The following is a 16,656-nucleotide window of genomic DNA, read 5'->3' as shown; positions in this document are numbered from 1 at the left end:
CACTGCCACCCCTCGACATTATCGGCCACGGCTTGTATTTCCGCTGCGGCCTCCGGAGCGAGGCATTTTCGACGGATTTTGCAAAAATGAACCAGACACCGGATCAGGCACGTCCAACCCCGCGCGCGGGCATCATGGACATTGACGCCTATGTGCCGGGCAAGAGCGCCGCACCCGCCGGTGTCGCCAAGGTCTACAAGCTGTCGTCCAACGAGAACCCGCTTGGCCCGTCACCGAAGGCGATCGAGGCCGCGCGTGAAGTCGCCGCCAGGCTCGACATCTATCCCGACGGCACCGCCAGACGGCTGCGCGAGGCGATCGCGGAAGTGCATGGCCTCAACGCGCAGAACATCATCTGCTCCAACGGCTCAGACGAGATCCTCGGCCTGCTGGCGCAGACCTATCTGGCGCCCGGCGACGAGGCGATTTTCACCGAACACGCCTTCATGGTCTACAAGATCTACATCCAGTCGGCCGGGGCTGCGCCGATCGCGGTCAAGGAGACCGATGAGCGGGCCGACATCGATGCGATACTGGCGGCCGTCACGCCGCGCACGAAGATCGTGTTCCTTGCCAATCCCAACAATCCGACCGGCACCTATGTGCCGTTCCAGGAGGTGCGCCGCCTGCATGCCGGCCTGCCCAAACATGTGCTGCTGGTGCTCGACGCGGCCTACGCCGAATATGTCCGCCGCAACGACTATGAGGCCGGCATCGAACTGGTTGGCAGCGCCGAGAATGTGGTCATGACCCGCACCTTCTCCAAGATCGGCCTCGGTGGCGCGCGGATCGGCTGGATGTATGCGCCCATGCACATCGTCGACGCCATCAATCGCGTCCGCGGTCCCTTCAACGTCAATGCGACGGCGATCGAGGCCGGCATCGCGGCAATCCGCGACCGCGCCCATGTCGAGCGCAGCGTGGCGCATAACGAGACCTGGCTGACCTGGCTGAGCCAGGAGATGACCGGGCTCGGGCTGCGGGTGACGCCCAGCGTCGGCAATTTCCTGCTCATTCACTTTCCCGACGATCAGAAGCATTCGGCGGCCGCGGCGGACGACTATCTGACCGCGCGTGGGTATATATTGCGGCGCGTTTCCGGCTACGGCTTCCCCAACGCGCTGCGCATGACCGTCGGCACGGAAGAGGCCAATCGCGGCGTTGTCGCCGCGCTCACGACATTCCTGAAAAGCTAGAACGCCCGAAAAGCAGGAACACCATGACATCACCGATGTTTGAAAAGATCGCGCTGGTCGGCATCGGCCTGATCGGCTCGTCGCTGGCCCGCGTCATCCGACGCGAAGGCCTTGCCGGCCACGTTGCCATCTCGACCCGCAGCGCCGCGACGCTGAAGCGGGCGGAGGAACTTGGACTGGGCGATTCCTACACGACGGATGCGAAGGAAGCGGTCCGCGATGCCGACCTGGTCATCGTCTCGGTGCCGGTCGGCTCGTCCGGCGCGGTGGCTGGGGAGATCGCGCCGGCGCTGAAGAAGGGCGCCACCCTCACCGATGTCGGCTCGACCAAGGCCTCGGTCATCGCGCAGATGCAGCCGCATGTGCCTGATGGCGTTCATTTCATTCCCGGCCATCCGCTGGCGGGCACGGAAAAATCCGGACCGGATGCCGGTTTCGCCGATCTGTTCGACAATCGCTGGTGCATCTTCACGCCGCTGCCGGGCACCGATCCGGACGCGCTCGAGAGGCTGTCGGAATTCTGGCGCCGCTGCGGCGCCAACATCGACACGATGGATCCCCAGCATCACGACATGACGCTGGCCATCGTCTCGCATCTGCCGCACATCATCGCCTACAACATCGTCGGCACCGCCAACGATCTGGAATCGGTGACCAAGACGGAAGTCATCAAATATTCGGCCTCCGGCTTTCGCGACTTCACCCGTCTGGCCGCCTCCGACCCGACCATGTGGCGGGACGTCTGCCTGCACAACAAGGATGCGATCCTGGAAATGCTGGCGCGGTTCTCGGAAGATCTGGCATTCCTGCAGCGGGCGATCCGCTGGGGCGATGGCGACAAATTGTTCGATCTGTTCACCCGCACCCGCGCCGTGCGCCGCTCGATCATCGAGGCCGGCCAGGATATCGACGTGCCCGATTTCGGCCGCCAGGCGGTGGAGCATCCGTCGAAGAACTAGGCTGTTTCGGGCCAGGTCGCCATGACCATGGCCAGCGTCTCGGCCCGGTCCGGCGCGCCGAGCCTGCCGCCAAAGCGCAGGCATTTGAGCGCGGCGGCGGCACTTGCAAAGCGCAAGGCCTGCTCGACCGGCATGGCCTCCGCCAGTCCGACGGCAAAGGCGCCGTGAAAGACGTCGCCGGCGGCGAGCGTGTCGACCGCCTTGATCCTTGGCGCCGCGACATGGCGGGATGATCCCGACGCGCGATCGAACCACCAGGTGCCTGCCGCGCCGCCGGTGACGGCGACGAACGCATCGGTGCGGGAAGCCATTTCGGTGCAAGCGCTCGCCAGATCCAGCGCCTGGCCGCATATGATGCGCACCGCGGGCTCCGAGGCGACGATGTGCGAAGCCAGCGGCAACAACTGCTCCAGCACCGCCAGCGGCGCCGTATCGGCATCGAGGATTGCCGGCCGACCGGCCGCGCGCGCCGCCTCGAGGGCAAGTGTCGCTGCACCGGGCCACCGCACGTCCACCAGCACGGCATCGAATGCCGTGATGTCCGCGAAAGGCAATGCCCCGGGGTCGGCCTGGGCCAGGCTGTCATAGAAAGGCACGATGATGCGCTCGCCATGCGCGTCGACCAGGATCGAGGCTAATGCCGAGCGGGCGCCGCTGACGCGGCGGACATAGCTGCAGTCGACACCCTCGGCCTCGATCCCGGCGATCAGCTGATCGCCGACCGGATCGTCGCCGGCGCTCGCCCACAGCGACACCTCGGCGCCCAGCCGATGCGCGGCGCAGGCAGCGCTGGTGGCCATGCCCGAGGCGATCTGCACGCCATCGGCGGCGATGAACTTTCCCTGATGCGTGGGCAGCGTCTCGACACGCAGGATGGTGTCCAGCGTCAGCGCGCCGACACTGAGGAGCCTCGGGGGTCCCGGCATGGCGCGCTATTGCACCGGCTTGATCTTGCCGAGCGGGATGAAGCCGAGCGAGGCCTTGCCCTTGACCACTTTCAGCGGCATCGACGGTTCGCTGCCGAGCATGGCAAGCGCGGCAAAACCCTGTTCGATCGCATTCTTCTGCTCGGGTATGGCACCGGCCAGAATGGCCGCCACGGCCTTCGGATCCTTGATCCTGATCATCAGATCTGCGTCGACCAGGCCTTCGGCGTCGACCGACAGCGGCCCGGAAACAGTGACTCGCGCCGTGCCTGACGACAAATCGAGGTTGCGGATCTCGACCCTTTGGCCGCGAAGGCTCTTCACCTGCGTTCCGATCAGCGCGACGCCATTCTTCAGCGTGGCGTCGCCGCTGGCATCGAGCGCCGGCAGCACGCGGCCGCCGATCGCATCCGGGTCGATTTCCAGATCGGTGAAGCTGCCGACATAATCGACGTCCTGACCGTTCGGCTGCAGCTGGCCGGCCGCCCTGCCGGCGCTGAACAGTTCCACCGGATCGGTGTCGTCGGCTGGATCGGTCTGGCCCGACAGGCCTTCCGCTTGCAGCGCGATGCGCTGCGGCAGCGGCCATGACAGTTTGACCTTTGCCTGCAGATTGTCCCAGTCGATCCACAGCGGCACCATGCCGGGGACGGAGGTCCTGAGCGGACCGCGCAGATCGGCGACCGGCGACAAGGGCTGGATGATTTGGGCGACGGCATTGAAGGAGCCGGCCGAGGCCGCGATGTTCTTGGCATCGTCCTCATACGCCAGATTGTCGCAAGAGACGGTAAAGCTCAGGGGATAGCCGCTGACCTGGAGATTGGCGCAGCCGGCTTCGATGCCGCTCTTGTTGAGCGTGGTGACCGCCTTGTCGGCCTCGGTCCTGACCCTTTTGGCCAGGTAGAACCAGCCGCCGCTGTAGATGGCGAACAGCACAACGATGAACGCCACAAGCCAGAACAGGCCGCGGCGGGACTTTGGTTGGCGTTCGTCACTTGACGTCATGCTTTGGCTCTCATTAACCCACGGTGTTGGTGGACGGACCTTCGATTCCGACAACACTTGGTAGACATTGACGAATAGGTAGCCGGGGACGGACGGAAAAACACCGGATTCCGGTGCGGTGTGGCCATTCTTTTTGCAATCAGGCACGGCGATATGGGCGATTTTTGGGTGTTTGGCTACGGTTCGCTGATCTGGCGGCCGGGTTTCGCACATGTCGAGACGCGGCGCGCCCATTTGCACGGCTATCGCCGCTCGTTGTGTGTCTATTCCTTCGTGCACCGTGGCACGCGTGAGCGGCCCGGGCTGGTGCTTGGCCTCGACCATGGCGGCTCCTGCGTCGGCCTGGCTTTCCGCGTGCCTGGACAATTACGCGACGAGGTGATCGCCTATCTGCGTGAGCGCGAACTCGTCACATCAGTCTATCTCGAGCGCACGCTCAAGGTCCGCCTCGACGGCGGCGGCACGGTCGAAGCGGTCGCCTACATCGTCGACCGCAAGCATGAGCAATATGCCGGCGCGCTGGATGCCGCGCATGCGGCGGCGGTGGTGCGCGGCGCCGCCGGCCAATCCGGCAACAACGAGGATTATGTGCTCAGCACGCTGAAGCATCTGGAGGCACTGGGTATCCGCGACCACTGGCTGGAGGATGTGGCACGGGGGATAGCGCCATCGTGAAGCACTGGCTCTGCTCAAATAGGCGGTGAGGCCTTTGACCTCGACGCGGGACGACCTAGCTTAGGCTCCGAACCCAGCCAGCGGGCGGCATGCGCCCCAACCCAATCATCACGGAGAACCATCTTGCAGAAACGCCGTCTCGGTCGCACCGACCTTTCCATCGCGCCGCTGGTTCTGGGCGGCAATGTCTTCGGCTGGACCGCCGACGAGAAAACCTCCTTCGACCTGCTCGACCGCTTCGTCGCGGGCGGACTGAACGCCATCGATACGGCCGACGCCTATTCACGCTGGGTGCCCGGCAACACGGGCGGCGAATCGGAAACCATCATCGGCAACTGGATGAAGGACCGTGGCAACCGGGACAAGGTCGTGGTGATCACCAAGGTCGGCTCGGATATGGGGCAGGGGCACAAGGACCTCTCCGCCGCCTATATCGAAAAGGCCGTCGAGGCCTCGCTGAAGCGACTGCGGACCGATGTCATCGACCTCTATCTGTCGCACTGGCCGGACCCGGCCACGCCCTATGAGGAGACGCTTGGCGCCTATGAGAAGCTGCTTGCCAAGGGCAAGGTCCGCCATATCGGCTGCTCGAACCTCGACGCCGGCCAATTGCGCGCCGCGCTCGATGTGGCGAGCCTGCGCAGCTTGCCGCGCTACGAGGTGCTGCAGCCGGAATACAATCTCTACGACCGCTCCTCCTTCGATGGGCCGTTGCGCGATCTGTGCGTGGCCGAGGATATCGGCGTCATCACCTATTTCAGCCTGGCCAAGGGTTTCCTGAGCGGCAAATACCGCAGCCAGGCCGATCTCGGCCAAAGCGAGCGCGGCGAGGACGTCGGCAGCTATCTCAATGCGCGCGGCATGCGCATTCTGGCCGCTCTGGATGCCATATCCGCCAAGCATTCGGCGAAACAGGCGGAAGTCGCTCTTGCCTGGGCGATCGCGCGGCCAGGTGTCACCGCACCGATCGCCAGCGCCACCAAGCCCAGCCAGATGGACAGCCTGATCAAGGCGGCGTCGTTGAAGTTGACCGCCGACGACATGGCCGAGCTCGACAAAGCGAGCGACTGAGGCTTCGGCCGCCCCACGCACGAACGTCCAAGACCACGCTCCCGTCTTGCCATAGCGTCCTTCGCCATTGGCAAGACGGAGGGTGCGATGACGGAGCCGCTTCTTTCGCAGTCGCAGCTTTGGCGGCCTCTGCTCGCCCTGGTGCTGGCCGCCACGGTGGTCATGGGCAGTCCGGGGCCGGCAACGATAAGCGTCACCGCTGTTGGCGCCGCCTTCGGTCTGCGCGATTCTGTGCGCTACACCTTGGGGATCGTTCTCGGCACGGTCGCCGTGCTGCTGGTCGTGGCGACCGGGATCATGGCGGTGCTTGGCTCGATGCCGAAGCTGGCGCCGGTGCTGGTTGTCGCCTCGGCAGCCTATATCCTCTATCTCGCGTTCAGGATCGCCACGGCGCCACCGCTGGCGGCGCGCACGGCCGACGCTGCGCGCCCGACCTGGCTGGCCGGGTTCCTGCTGGCTGTCGCCAACCCGAAAGCCTATGTGGCGATCGCCGCCGTGTTCGCCGGCGCCTCGTCGAGCCAGGACGGCGCGGAACTCGGCCTATGGCTGAAGCTGGCGGTTCTGGCGGCGATGATCGTTGTCATCCATGCCGTGTGGCTGCTTGCCGGTGCGGCGTTCGCGCGCTTCCTGCGCAGGCCTATCGCTTCGCGGATCATCAATCTGATCTTTGCCGCGACGCTGGTGCTGACCACGCTGCTGGCCGTCTACGGCTGATCGCCTGGCTGGAGGCGTTCAGGCCTTCGCGCCGAGCTCCCGCAGCCGCTTCAACGCTGTCGGCGGGAAGGCGGGCGGGTTGGGGGCGCGCGATGCCTCGATGAGGAGCTGGTCGCAAGCCGCTTCCGTCTCGCCGATCAGCCTCGCCATGAACTCGTCCTTGCCGAGGCCCGGTGGGATCGGCGGCAGGAAACGCGCCTTGATGGTGCCGGGATAACGCAGGAATTTGCGGCGCGGCCAATAGAGGCCGGCGACATGGGCAACCGGCACCACGGGAACACCAAGCTGCGTGTAGATTTCGACGATGCCGTATTTGTAGGCCGGCTCGTCGCCCGGCGCCCGGCGCGTACCCTCGGGATAGATGATCAGCTGGCGCGGGTTGCGCGCCATCTCTTGCTTGGTCGCCGCGACCACTGCCTTCAGGGCCTTGGAGCGGCTGCCGCGGTCGACCGGGATCATGCGCATCTTCATGATGTACCAGCCGAAAAACGGGATCCAGGTCAGCTCGCGCTTGAGGATGTAGAGCGGGTCCTGGAGGAAAGGGAAGAAGGCGATCGCATCCCAGAACGACTGGTGCTTGGGCGCCAGGATGAAGGAGCCTTCGGGCAGGTTTTCCTGCCCGGTGATGTCGTTCTTCGTTCCGGCGATCTTGTCGTAGAGCCACATGCAACTGCGCGACCAGAATTTCGGCACGAACCAGGCGCGGTGGCGGGGCGACAGGAAATAATAGGGGGTCCAGAGGATCATCTGGACGATCAGATTGACGTAGAAGACGAAATTGAACGCCAGCGATCTGACATGGAGCATGGGGGGAGGTCCGGTGAGGAAGTGTGCGTTGGTTACACCAAGCGCGGGGAAAAAGGAAATGGCGCAGCAGTGTCCCGGCCGATGCTGAAGCATGGCTCACGCCAGCGCAGGCACGCTACTCCAATCGCGCCAGCCGCTCCTTCAGACGCGGTGCGGCAAAGTCGAGGAAGGCGCGCAGCTTGACCGGCAGCAGGCCGTGGCCCGCATGCACCAGGCTCACCGGCCACGGTTCCGGCTCGAACTCTTGCAGCAGGATGCGCAGCATGCCGGATCGCACGGCGGCATCGACCTGATAGGAAAGCACTTTCGTCGGCCCGACGCCGGCAACCGCGGCATCGATCGCCGCCTCGGCGGTGTTGACCTGCAGGCGCGAGCGAACCTGGACCGTGACGTCCGTCTTGCCTCTGGCGAAGCTCCAACGGGCGGCGGAGGAAAGTCCCTCGAAGGTGATGCAACTGTGGGTGCCGAGATCTTCCGGGGTCGTGGGCGTGCCGTGCTCGGCCAGATAGGCCGGGCTGGCGCAGACGACGCGGCGAATCGAGCCGACGGCGATGGCGACCAGGCTCGAATCCGGCAACTGGTCGATGCGCAGCGCGAGGTCGAAATGGTCCTTGACCAGCTGGGTTATGCGGTCCGCCAGGGTCAGGCGGATATCCACGTCGGGATAGGCAGAGAGAAAGCCGGTGACCACCGGCAACACATGGAGACGGCCAAACACGACCGGCGCGGTGATGGCCAGTTCACCGGTCGGAGCGCTGTACTCGCCGGCGGCGGCGCGTTCAGCCTCGCCAACGTCATCAAGGATGCGGCGGCAGGCCGCAAGATAGGCCTCGCCGGCATTCGGTCGGCGTCAGGCGGCGGGTCGAACGGTTCAGCAGCCGGGTGTTGAGATGGCGCTCAAGATCGGAAACCTTGCGGCTGACGGTCGCCAGGGGAATGCCGAAACGGCGGGCCGCGGCGGAATGGCTGCCGGCCTCCACCGCCGCGACGAAGAGCGACATGGCTTCGAGACGATCCACAACTTCTTCCAGAAAATGGAAGGAACGGTTGCAAATATGCCATCTCCATTTCAGGAATGGAAGGGGCTATATGTCAGTTCGCAGCAGAGCCGCGCCATGGAGTTCTCATGTCTGAAAGTCGCCCACCCCTTCCGCCGTTCAACGCCGAGACCGCCGCGCAAAAGGCCCGCATGGCCGAGGATGCGTGGAATTCGCGCGATCCGGCACGGGTGGCGCTCGCCTATACGATCGACAGCCGCTGGCGCAACCGCGCCGAATTCCTGCAGGGCCGCGATGCCATCCAGGCTTTCCTGACGCGCAAATGGAGCCGCGAACTCGACTACCGGCTGATCAAGGAGATCTGGGCCTTCCACGGCAACCGCATCGCCGTGCGCTTCGCCTATGAATGGCACGACGACAGCGGCTCCTGGTTCCGCAGCTATGGCAATGAGAACTGGGAGTTCGACGAGCACGGGCTGATGCGTCTGCGCATCGCCAGCATCAACGACCTGGCGATCAGCGAGGCTGATCGCAAGTACCATTGGCCGTTGGGGCGTCGCCCGGACGACCATCCGACTTTGTCGGCGCTCGGGCTTTAGAGCAGTTCCAGGAAAAGTGTGAAGCGGTTTTCTGTCCGGAATTGCGTCGGCTGGAAGCCGGTTTCAGGCAAGGAGGTTTCGATGGACGCGCATGCTTTCACCAGCGATGTCGCCTTCACGCCGACCGTCAAGGCGATCCAGGCGCGCAAGGGTTCGCGCCAGTCCTACGCCCGCGTCGAGGAGCGTGGTGGCTGGCAGGCTGTCATCACGCCGGACCTAGCCGCCTTCATTGAGATGCAGACCAGCGTCTTCCTGTCGACGGCCAATGGCGATGGCCAGCCCTACATCCAGCATCGCGGCGGCCCGGCCGGCTTTCTCAAGGTGCTGGACGAAAAGACGATCGGCTTCGCGGATTTTTCCGGCAACAGGCAGTTCATCACGCAAGGCAATCTGGCGGACAATCCACGCGCCTTCCTGTTCCTGATCGATTACATGCTGCGCCAGCGCATCAAGATCTGGGGCACGGCGCGCGTCGTCGAGAACGATGCCGAGCTGATGGCGAGCCTGATGCCGCAGGATTACAAGGCACGTCCCGAGCAGATCATCCTGTTCACCGTCTCGGCCTGGGATGCCAATTGCCCGCAACACATCCCGCAGCGCTTCGAAGCGGCTGATGTGGCGGCAGCGCTTGGGGAGCGGGACAGGCGCATTCAACAGCTCGAGCAGGAGGTCAGCCGCCTGAAGGCCGTGTCGAAGGGGACAGACAAGGAATGATGATGGAACGCCGGGGGCTCAGCCGCCGGCCGCGGTCTCGGCCAGCGCAATGCCGTCCGGGGTCGGTTTCACCGGCACGATGCCGCGCGCCAGCGCCAGCAGGTATTTGGTGTATTCGGTGAACAGCACGCGCAACGCCCGCGGCTTGGTCAGCCAGCCGCCATTGTCGAGATTGGAATTGACCACTGGATAGGGTTCCAGCTTGGCGCCATGCAGCAGGCGGCCCATTTCCAGCAGGCTGCGCGGCATGTGGTAATTGTTGGTGACCAGGATCACCGTGCCATAGGCGTGGCTCTCGACCCATTTGGCGCTTTCCTCGGCATTGCCGATCGTATCCAACGCGGCACGGTCGATGTCGACGCAGCAGGAAAACAGGTTCTTGTCGCCGCCGGTGGCTGCCTGGAGCTGGCGCCGGCTGGCGGACGGATGCACGCCGCTGATCAACAGCCGCTCGCCCTTGCCGGATGCCAGCAGATCCATCGCCGCGTCAAGGCGCGACTGGCCGCCGGTCAGCACGATGATGGCATCGGCCTTGGCCGGATTGGCTGGCGTGGTGAGATGGGCGACCTTGTTGGCGAACCAGCCGAAGCCGCCGGCAAACAGCGTTGCGAAAATGAGGAGGGAGAGCGCGGATATCCGCACTGCGGTCTTTAAACGGCTAATCCCGCTATGGTCGCGCAGACGCGCAACCACCACTGGCATCTGTCCAACCGTCCCGGTCGAATCCCGCACGTCCATGGCCATATGGTTAATCCTGAAATGCGGCCTTGGGTAGGTAAAAGACGCACTTTGCGTTACGTCGTTTCTCCATCCGTGATCATCCTGCTTCGATTTCCGCCAGAGCAAGTTGCTTTTCATGCGTCCGGTTGGCGAACATCGATGTCGCTGAGATAGGCGACGACGGTGGCATGCGAGGTTGCCGCCGTCAGCGCGCCGATCACCAGCACCATGAGGACGACGCCGAGATAGCCCGCCGACCCAATGGCGAAATTGCCGAACAGGGCAGTCGCCTGGTCGGCCTGCGGCGTCGCCATATTGCGTGACGACCACCAGGAAAAGACGATGAAAACCAGCACCGCCGCAGCACCTCCGGCGGCCGCGCCCTTCATGCCGGTGACCAGGAAATGCCGGCGGAATTCGCGCGCGATGAAGGCGGCCTCGGCGCCGACGAAATGCAGCACCTCGATGATGTGGCCATTGCCGGCCATGGCGCCGCGGGTCGCGAACACCACGGTCAGCACCGTCGCCGACAGCATCAGCGCCAGCACGGCAATGCCGATGGTCACCGTGGTGCGGGCCATGGCCACCAGCCGGTCGACCCAGGTGCGGTGATCGTCGAGCGACGCGCTCGGCAGTTTCGGCGTGATGGCGGCGCGCATGGCGGCGAAGTCGGGCGGGTTGTTCTCATCGATGGTGACGATGATCAGGCGCGGCACCGGCAGCTCGTCGATGTTGAGGCCCGAACCAAGCCATGGCTCCAGCAGCCTGGCGGTCGCATCGCGGTCGATGATCCTTGTCGACTTCACGCCGGGGAATTCGCCGGCGATCTGCGAGGCCTGGGCAAGGGCGGCCTCCATGTCGAGGCCGTCGGCCGGCTTGATCTGGATCGTCGCCTCGCGCGAGATCTGGTTCTCCCAGACCGAGGCGGTGTCGCGCACCAGCGTCACCGCGCCGAAGGTCAGGCAGGACAGGAAGGTCATGATGGCGATGACCAGCACGAGCGCACGGCCGGCGATGTTCTGCGCCGGGACGATCGGCGCCATACGGCGCTGGGCGCGCGGTCTTGCTTCAGCCGCCTCGGCTTCCTGCTCATGCTCTTCGAAGTGTTCGGCGGACAGATCAGTCATAGATGTCCAGCCTTCCGCCGGCCAGGATCATGCGGCGTGCATCGACCTGTTCCATCAGGCCAAGGTCATGGGTGGCGATCACCACGGCGGTGCCGAGACGATTGAGCTCGATGAAGAGCCGCAGCAGCCGCCGCGCCAGCGGCGGATCGACATTGCCGGTCGGCTCGTCGGCGAGCAGGATCTCGGGCTGCTCGATCAGGGCGCGCGCGATGGCGGCGCGCTGCTTCTCGCCGCCCGACAGGACCGGCGGCAGCACATGCATGCGCTCGCCCAGCCCCACCCATTTCAGCAACTCCGTGACATCGGTGCGGTAGCTTGCTTCCTCGCGCCCGCGCACGCGCAGCGGCAGCGCGACATTCTCATAAGTGGTCATGTGGTCGAGCAGGCGAAAATCCTGGAACACCACGCCGATGCGGCGCCGCAGATGCGGCAGTTCGGTGCGCGAAATGCGCGATCGGTCCTTGCCGAAAATGGTGATCAGCCCGCGCGTCGGCTTCAGCGACATGAACAGAAGCCGCAGCAACGTCGTCTTGCCGGCGCCCGAAGGGCCGCTCAGGAACTGGAAGGAGCGCTCCGGGATGTGCAGGGAGATGTCGCGGAGGATTTCCGGACCCATGCCATAGCGGAGGCCGACATTTTCGAAGCGAATCAATTTCGACGACCTGAAATTCCTGGCAGTGCTGAGCCTGCCTGTTCTGCGAAAAGACCATCGGCCGGCATGGTTAACCGGCGGTTAATTCCTGGCTTGTTTCGGCGCGTCACGAGGGCTCCGGTGGGGAAGCGTTAACCATTTTTGTTTACGCAAAAGAAACGAAAAGCGAACACGCGCAATAACGGGGCCATGATGGCTGACGAACGAACCGCGCGCCCGGTTTCCGGCGAAATCATGACCGATCCCCCGGCAATCGTCGCGGCGGAGCGGATCGTGCGCGGCCCGGCGGCTGATATCGTCGATGCCGACTATGAAGTGATGCCGCGCTTTGTCCCCGCCGTGGAAAGCGTTTCACCGCCGCGCCTGATTGCCACGCCGTCCATCGAGGGCATGGACATGCTGCGCAAGCCGGAAGCGCCGGCGGAACGGCCGCCGGCCGCGCGCGGCGGGCCGATCTTCTGGATCGCCGGCGTCGGTGCCGCCTTGGCCGCTTTCTGGGTCTCCGGCGGACATGCGCTGGTGCGCCAGGCGCCGTTCCTGACCGGCGCGCAAGCCTCGGCGCTGACCATTTCAGGCGTCACCTCGCGTGTCGACGCCTCGGGCGCCAATCCGGTGCTGTTCGTCGATGGCGAGGCCGCCAATGACGGGGCGGGGCCCGCGACAATGCCGTCGCTCGAAATCCACGTGACCGGCAATGATGGGCGCGTAACCCGCTATACGTTGGGGACATCCGGCCATTCGCTGGCATCGGGCGAAAGATTCGGCTTTGCCAGCCGGCTCGACGTGCCTAAGAACGGCGTAAGGACCGTTTTGGTTACTTTCGCTGAGTAGCGTGTGTCGATATTCAGGTGAGGCCGGCCTGCAAACGGCGGTTCCCTGCGCTTCCGGTGCTCACGTACTTAAGTACGCTCCGCTCCGGTTCTCGGAAACCACCGTTTTCGACTCGGCCTGACCTGAATCTCAACACACGCTCGGTGTGAAGGCGTTTGGGCAAAAAACTTGAGGGGCGAAAAATGCCAATCGTACGCGACAAGGACATCGAAGTCCTGTTTTCGGCGTCGGCGATCGCGCGGCGCAATCTCGAGCTCGCCAAGGAGATCGCCGGGCACGACTATCATGATCTCCTGGTGATTTCGGTGCTGAAGGGCTCGTTCATCTTCGCCGCCGACCTGATCCGCGCCATGCACGATGTCGGCCTGTCGCCGGAGGTCGAGTTCATCTTCATTTCCAGCTATGGCGCCGGCACCACCAGTGGCGAGGTGAGGGTGCTGCGCGACATCGACAATGAGGTCGCCGGCCGCGACGTGCTGCTGATCGACGACATTCTGGAATCGGGCAAGACACTGACCTTCACCCGCGACCTGATGCTGTCGCGCGGCGCGAAAAGCTGTTCCATCGCCGTGCTGCTCGACAAGCGCATGCGCCGCCAGACCGCGCTCGTCGCCGACTATGTCGGCTTCGACTGCCCCGATTATTTCGTCGTCGGTTACGGCATGGATGTCGCGCACGCCTTCCGTGAATTGCCGTTCGTGGGTGTTGTGAAAGGCGATGCGTGAGGCCACTGCCTTGCGCCGACAAGTTCTGAAAAAGGCCTTAACGGCGCCGGAAAAATTAGCCCGGTCGGAGGCTGGGCGCTTTCAGGAAAAGTCAACTTTTCGCGGCCAAATTGCCGGCCATGGCAAAGCTTTTGATCGTCGAGGACGATGAGTCCGTCCGCACCCTCGCTGCCCGCGCGCTTGAACGCGCAGGCCACGCAATCGATATCGCCGCCGACGGCGCTCAAGGCCTGGCGCTGATACGCGCCGCGCATGGTGGTTACGATCTCGTCGTCTCCGACATCCGCATGCCCGAGATGGACGGCATCGAGATGGCGATCGCTGCGGCCGCCCTTTTTCCGGCGATGAAGATCATGCTGATGACCGGTTATGCCGACCAGCGCGAGCGCGCCGAGGAGTTGAACGGCATCATCCTCGATGTCGTGCAGAAGCCGTTCACGCTGGCCGAAATCCGCTCGCGCGTCGAGCGGGCGCTGATCTGCTTCGCCTGATCAGGCCGGATCGACGGCGGCAAGCACGGGCGCCGCGCTCTTGCGCCGCCCAGTGTTGAGCGCGAGCAGACCGGCGCCGATGATCAGCGCCGCGCCGATCACGGTCGTCGACCGCGGCACCTCGGCGAAGAACAGGAAACCCCAGAGCGGCGACCACAGAATGCCGGTGTATTCGAAGGTCGCTACCCGGTTGGCCGGCGCCAGCCTGTAGCCCTGCGACAGGAGGATCATGCCGGCGGAGGCGACGAAACCGCAGGCGGCCATCTTGAGGAAATCCGGCAGCGTCGGCCATATCCAGGGCCGCACCAGGAATTCGACGCTGGGGTGGACGGCGTGACTTATGCCGGCGAGATGGAACGTGCCGGCAACCACGGCGGCGCCGATGAGATAGGCGCCGTTCTGGTAGAAGGCCATGACGGTGGACGATTCGGTATCGCCGATCTTGCGCGCCATCAGTTGCGAGAAGCCGTAGAGCGCCGCCGAGCCGAGCGACAGCAGTGCCGCCCAGTCGAACAGGCCGGCGCCGGGTCGCACCATCACGATGACGCCAAGCATGCCGATCAGCACCGTTGCCAGCGTCCGCCAGGCGACGCGTTCGCCCAGATAGGGTCCGGCCAGCGCCATGATGAACAGCGGCGCCATGAAATAGAGCGCCACCGCGTCGGCCAGCGGCAGCGCGGCGATGGCCAGATAATAGACCGTGTAGGAGGTGAACTGGATGAAGGCGCGGATCGTCAGCAAGCCGAACCGTTTCGACAGGATTGCCGACAGCCCGACATCGGCATGGACGAGAATGGTCAGGATCGGCAGGGCGACGATCGATCGGATCGCCATCACCTCGGTCACCGGATAGCCGCTCGACACGGCCTTGACGAGCGGGTCCTGCAGCGAGAACACCAGCACGCCCAGGCACAGGCTCAGGATGCCGCGCACCATCCTATTCTGCATCTGCGTTCCGGCTCCTGCGCGTACGATCCGAAGCAGCCCGCCTCCAGATCAAAAAGAACCCGCCACCGTTTCGGGCAGCGGGTACGAGTGAGGACTCTTTGATTGGTCCGCGGCCGATTTCGCAGCCGCATATCCAATGGGTAAGGCAACTATCGTCCGGTGTTTGACATGTTGCAAACGAATTGGAATGATGTCTGCAATCAAATCTGCTTATGATGGATAGCATGCGTCCAACCCTCGACAGCGATCTGCTGCGCACCTTCGTCGCCATCGCCGAGACCGGCAATTTCACGCGTGCGGCCGAGCAGGCCGGGCGCACCCAGTCGGCCGTGTCGATGCAGATGAAGAAGCTCGAGGAACTGGTCGGCGACAGCCTGTTCGAGCGCGGCTCGCGCGGCGTCGCGCTGACGCGGCGCGGCGGCGAACTCATCGTCAACGCCCGACGCATCGTCTCGCTGCTCGACGAAACGGCGGCGTCGATGGCGGCAGCGCCGCTCGGCGGACCGGTGCGCATCGGCATTCCGGAGGAATATGGCCACGCCATCCTGTCGCGCGCGCTCGGTGCGTTTTCGAAACGCCACACCAAGGTCGAGGTCACCGTGCGCTACGCGCATTCGGAGGCGCAACTGGCGGCGCTCGCCGCCGGCGAACTCGATCTGTGCGTGGTGTTCGAATGGCAGGATCCGGCCGGCGGCGAAGTGTTGATGCACGACCCGACGGTCTGGGTGACGTCGACCCTGCATCACATGCACGAGGAACGACCGGTGCCGATCGCGCTCTACAACCGGGTCAGCTGGTGCAAGGACTTCGCCATCAAGTCGCTGGAGCAGCGCGGTCTTGGCTATCGCGTCGCCTATACCAGCGACACCACCGGCGGCCTGAAGCTTGCGGTCACGTCAGGGCTGGCGATCGCGCCGATCTCGCGCAGCAACATCCCGGACGGCTGCCGCGAATTGACCTCCGCCGATGGATTCGGCGACATCGATTCCTCCAATGTGGTGATGCATCGCAACCCGAACGCGTCGGGCGAGGCGATCGACGGCATGCAGGAGGCGATCCGCGAGGCGTTCGTCAACCGGTAAGCTCAGTCTTTCACATCCTCATAGAAGGTCAGGCGGTTGCCGAACGGATCGTCGACCGTGACCTCTTTCGTCTTCCAGGGCGTCTCCTCCAACCCCGGCCTGGCGAAGCGGTACTTTCTTTCGGTCAACTCGTGGTGGAGCCCCGCAATGTCGGTCGTCTCGATCCGGATGTGAGAGCCCGGCGCGCCGTCGCCATGATGTTCGCTCAGATGCAAGACACAGCCGTCGCGTGAAACGCCTGTGTAGAGCGGCGCGTTGTCATCGTAGCGATGTTCGAACTGCACCTCGAAACCGAGAAAACCGACGTAGAATTCATGCGCCTTGGCAACATCGAAGATGCGCAGGATGGGCGTGACGGTACCGAGCTTCGGCATGGTGTTGCAACCGTTCGAGGGGGACGGGCGGGGTGTGGGGGC

19 protein-coding genes and 1 pseudogene are annotated in these 16,656 nt (G+C 64.4%); 11 read left to right on the top strand and 9 right to left on the bottom strand.

What is annotated here, in order from left to right:
* Positions 1 to 86 precede the first annotated feature (86 nt).
* Together hisC and CK227_RS06190 are read left to right on the top strand one after the other, a co-directional pair.
* Positions 87 to 1,196 (top strand): histidinol-phosphate transaminase, encoded by a 1,110-nt coding sequence (hisC, locus tag CK227_RS06195; RefSeq protein WP_095772367.1) that lies wholly within the window; start codon positions 87 to 89, stop codon positions 1,194 to 1,196.
* Positions 1,197 to 1,219: 23 nt separating this feature from the next.
* Entirely contained in the window at positions 1,220 to 2,155 is a 936-nt protein-coding gene (locus CK227_RS06190; RefSeq protein ID WP_179296395.1) for a prephenate/arogenate dehydrogenase family protein, read from the top strand.
* Here the strand turns inward: CK227_RS06190 and CK227_RS06185 are convergent.
* Together CK227_RS06185 and CK227_RS06180 are read right to left on the bottom strand one after the other, a co-directional pair.
* The gene (locus CK227_RS06185; protein ID WP_095772255.1) at positions 2,152 to 3,081 is read right to left on the bottom strand and encodes a sugar kinase; all 930 of its coding nucleotides are present in this window, start codon (positions 3,079 to 3,081) and stop codon (positions 2,152 to 2,154) included. The two genes, CK227_RS06190 and CK227_RS06185, sit on opposite strands and share 4 nt — an antisense overlap.
* Positions 3,082 to 3,087: 6 nt before the next feature.
* Positions 3,088 to 4,086 carry a DUF2125 domain-containing protein gene (locus CK227_RS06180; protein ID WP_095772256.1) on the bottom strand — a complete coding sequence of 333 codons (999 nt, stop codon included), beginning with the start codon at positions 4,084 to 4,086 and terminating at the stop codon, positions 3,088 to 3,090.
* A 153-nt stretch (positions 4,087 to 4,239) separates the two neighbouring features.
* Here CK227_RS06180 and CK227_RS06175 point away from each other — a divergent pair, with 153 nt between their 5' ends.
* From CK227_RS06175 to CK227_RS06165, 3 genes are all read left to right on the top strand, one after another.
* Positions 4,240 to 4,761 carry a gamma-glutamylcyclotransferase gene (locus tag CK227_RS06175; protein ID WP_095772257.1) on the top strand — a complete coding sequence of 174 codons (522 nt, stop codon included), beginning with the start codon at positions 4,240 to 4,242 and terminating at the stop codon, positions 4,759 to 4,761.
* Between the two features lie 123 nt (positions 4,762 to 4,884).
* Positions 4,885 to 5,832, top strand: coding sequence for an aldo/keto reductase (locus tag CK227_RS06170; protein ID WP_095772258.1), 948 nt, complete (start codon positions 4,885 to 4,887; stop codon positions 5,830 to 5,832).
* Between the two features lie 87 nt (positions 5,833 to 5,919).
* The gene (locus CK227_RS06165; RefSeq protein WP_095772259.1) at positions 5,920 to 6,546 is read left to right on the top strand and encodes a LysE family translocator; all 627 of its coding nucleotides are present in this window, start codon (positions 5,920 to 5,922) and stop codon (positions 6,544 to 6,546) included.
* Positions 6,547 to 6,564: 18 nt separating this feature from the next.
* Here CK227_RS06165 and CK227_RS06160 read toward each other — a convergent pair whose 3' ends face one another.
* On the bottom strand, positions 6,565 to 7,353 hold the full coding sequence (locus tag CK227_RS06160) for a 1-acyl-sn-glycerol-3-phosphate acyltransferase (protein WP_095772260.1): 789 nt from the start codon (positions 7,351 to 7,353) through the stop codon (positions 6,565 to 6,567).
* Positions 7,354 to 7,468: 115 nt separating this feature from the next.
* A pseudogene (locus CK227_RS06155) lies at positions 7,469 to 8,372 on the bottom strand (LysR family transcriptional regulator).
* Between the two features lie 107 nt (positions 8,373 to 8,479).
* Between CK227_RS06155 and CK227_RS06150 the strand changes: the two are divergent.
* Together CK227_RS06150 and CK227_RS06145 are read left to right on the top strand one after the other, a co-directional pair.
* Entirely contained in the window at positions 8,480 to 8,950 is a 471-nt protein-coding gene (locus tag CK227_RS06150) for a DUF1348 family protein (protein WP_095772261.1), read from the top strand.
* Positions 8,951 to 9,031: 81 nt separating this feature from the next.
* Positions 9,032 to 9,664, top strand: coding sequence for a pyridoxamine 5'-phosphate oxidase family protein (locus CK227_RS06145; protein ID WP_095772262.1), 633 nt, complete (start codon positions 9,032 to 9,034; stop codon positions 9,662 to 9,664).
* Positions 9,665 to 9,682: 18 nt separating this feature from the next.
* On the opposite strand, the gene CK227_RS06140 is transcribed toward CK227_RS06145, so the two are convergent.
* The 3 genes from CK227_RS06140 to ftsE form a co-directional block, all read right to left on the bottom strand.
* Complete coding sequence (locus tag CK227_RS06140; RefSeq protein ID WP_095772263.1) at positions 9,683 to 10,408, bottom strand: YdcF family protein; 726 nt, start codon at positions 10,406 to 10,408, stop codon at positions 9,683 to 9,685.
* Between the two features lie 110 nt (positions 10,409 to 10,518).
* Positions 10,519 to 11,511 carry an ABC transporter permease gene (locus CK227_RS06135; RefSeq protein WP_095772264.1) on the bottom strand — a complete coding sequence of 331 codons (993 nt, stop codon included), beginning with the start codon at positions 11,509 to 11,511 and terminating at the stop codon, positions 10,519 to 10,521.
* The gene (ftsE, locus tag CK227_RS06130; RefSeq protein ID WP_010911739.1) at positions 11,504 to 12,163 is read right to left on the bottom strand and encodes a cell division ATP-binding protein FtsE; all 660 of its coding nucleotides are present in this window, start codon (positions 12,161 to 12,163) and stop codon (positions 11,504 to 11,506) included. The genes CK227_RS06135 and ftsE overlap by 8 nt, the downstream gene beginning before the upstream one ends.
* A gap of 189 nt (positions 12,164 to 12,352) precedes the next feature.
* On the opposite strand from ftsE, the gene CK227_RS06125 reads away from it, so the two are divergent.
* From CK227_RS06125 to CK227_RS06115, 3 genes are all read left to right on the top strand, one after another.
* Positions 12,353 to 12,994 carry a hypothetical protein gene (locus CK227_RS06125; protein WP_095772368.1) on the top strand — a complete coding sequence of 214 codons (642 nt, stop codon included), beginning with the start codon at positions 12,353 to 12,355 and terminating at the stop codon, positions 12,992 to 12,994.
* Between the two features lie 182 nt (positions 12,995 to 13,176).
* On the top strand, positions 13,177 to 13,719 hold the full coding sequence (gene hpt, locus CK227_RS06120) for a hypoxanthine phosphoribosyltransferase (RefSeq protein WP_010911737.1): 543 nt from the start codon (positions 13,177 to 13,179) through the stop codon (positions 13,717 to 13,719).
* Between the two features lie 119 nt (positions 13,720 to 13,838).
* Complete coding sequence (locus CK227_RS06115; protein ID WP_010911735.1) at positions 13,839 to 14,210, top strand: response regulator; 372 nt, start codon at positions 13,839 to 13,841, stop codon at positions 14,208 to 14,210.
* Here CK227_RS06115 and CK227_RS06110 read toward each other — a convergent pair whose 3' ends face one another.
* On the bottom strand, positions 14,211 to 15,158 hold the full coding sequence (locus tag CK227_RS06110; RefSeq protein ID WP_095772265.1) for a DMT family transporter: 948 nt from the start codon (positions 15,156 to 15,158) through the stop codon (positions 14,211 to 14,213).
* Positions 15,159 to 15,382: 224 nt separating this feature from the next.
* On the opposite strand from CK227_RS06110, the gene CK227_RS06105 reads away from it, so the two are divergent.
* Positions 15,383 to 16,240: a LysR family transcriptional regulator gene (locus CK227_RS06105; RefSeq protein WP_095772369.1), complete on the top strand. Its 858-nt coding sequence runs from the start codon at positions 15,383 to 15,385 to the stop codon at positions 16,238 to 16,240.
* Positions 16,241 to 16,242: 2 nt separating this feature from the next.
* On the opposite strand, the gene CK227_RS06100 is transcribed toward CK227_RS06105, so the two are convergent.
* Positions 16,243 to 16,614 (bottom strand): glyoxalase superfamily protein, encoded by a 372-nt coding sequence (locus CK227_RS06100; RefSeq protein WP_095772266.1) that lies wholly within the window; start codon positions 16,612 to 16,614, stop codon positions 16,243 to 16,245.
* Positions 16,615 to 16,656: the final 42 nt, after the last annotated feature.

It is taken from the genome of Mesorhizobium sp. WSM4308, assembly GCF_002294905.1.
In the GTDB taxonomy this organism is placed as follows: Bacteria; Pseudomonadota; Alphaproteobacteria; order Rhizobiales; family Rhizobiaceae; genus Mesorhizobium.
Note: the sequence above shows the minus strand (reverse complement) of the source record. Positions and strands in the feature narration are given on the sequence as shown.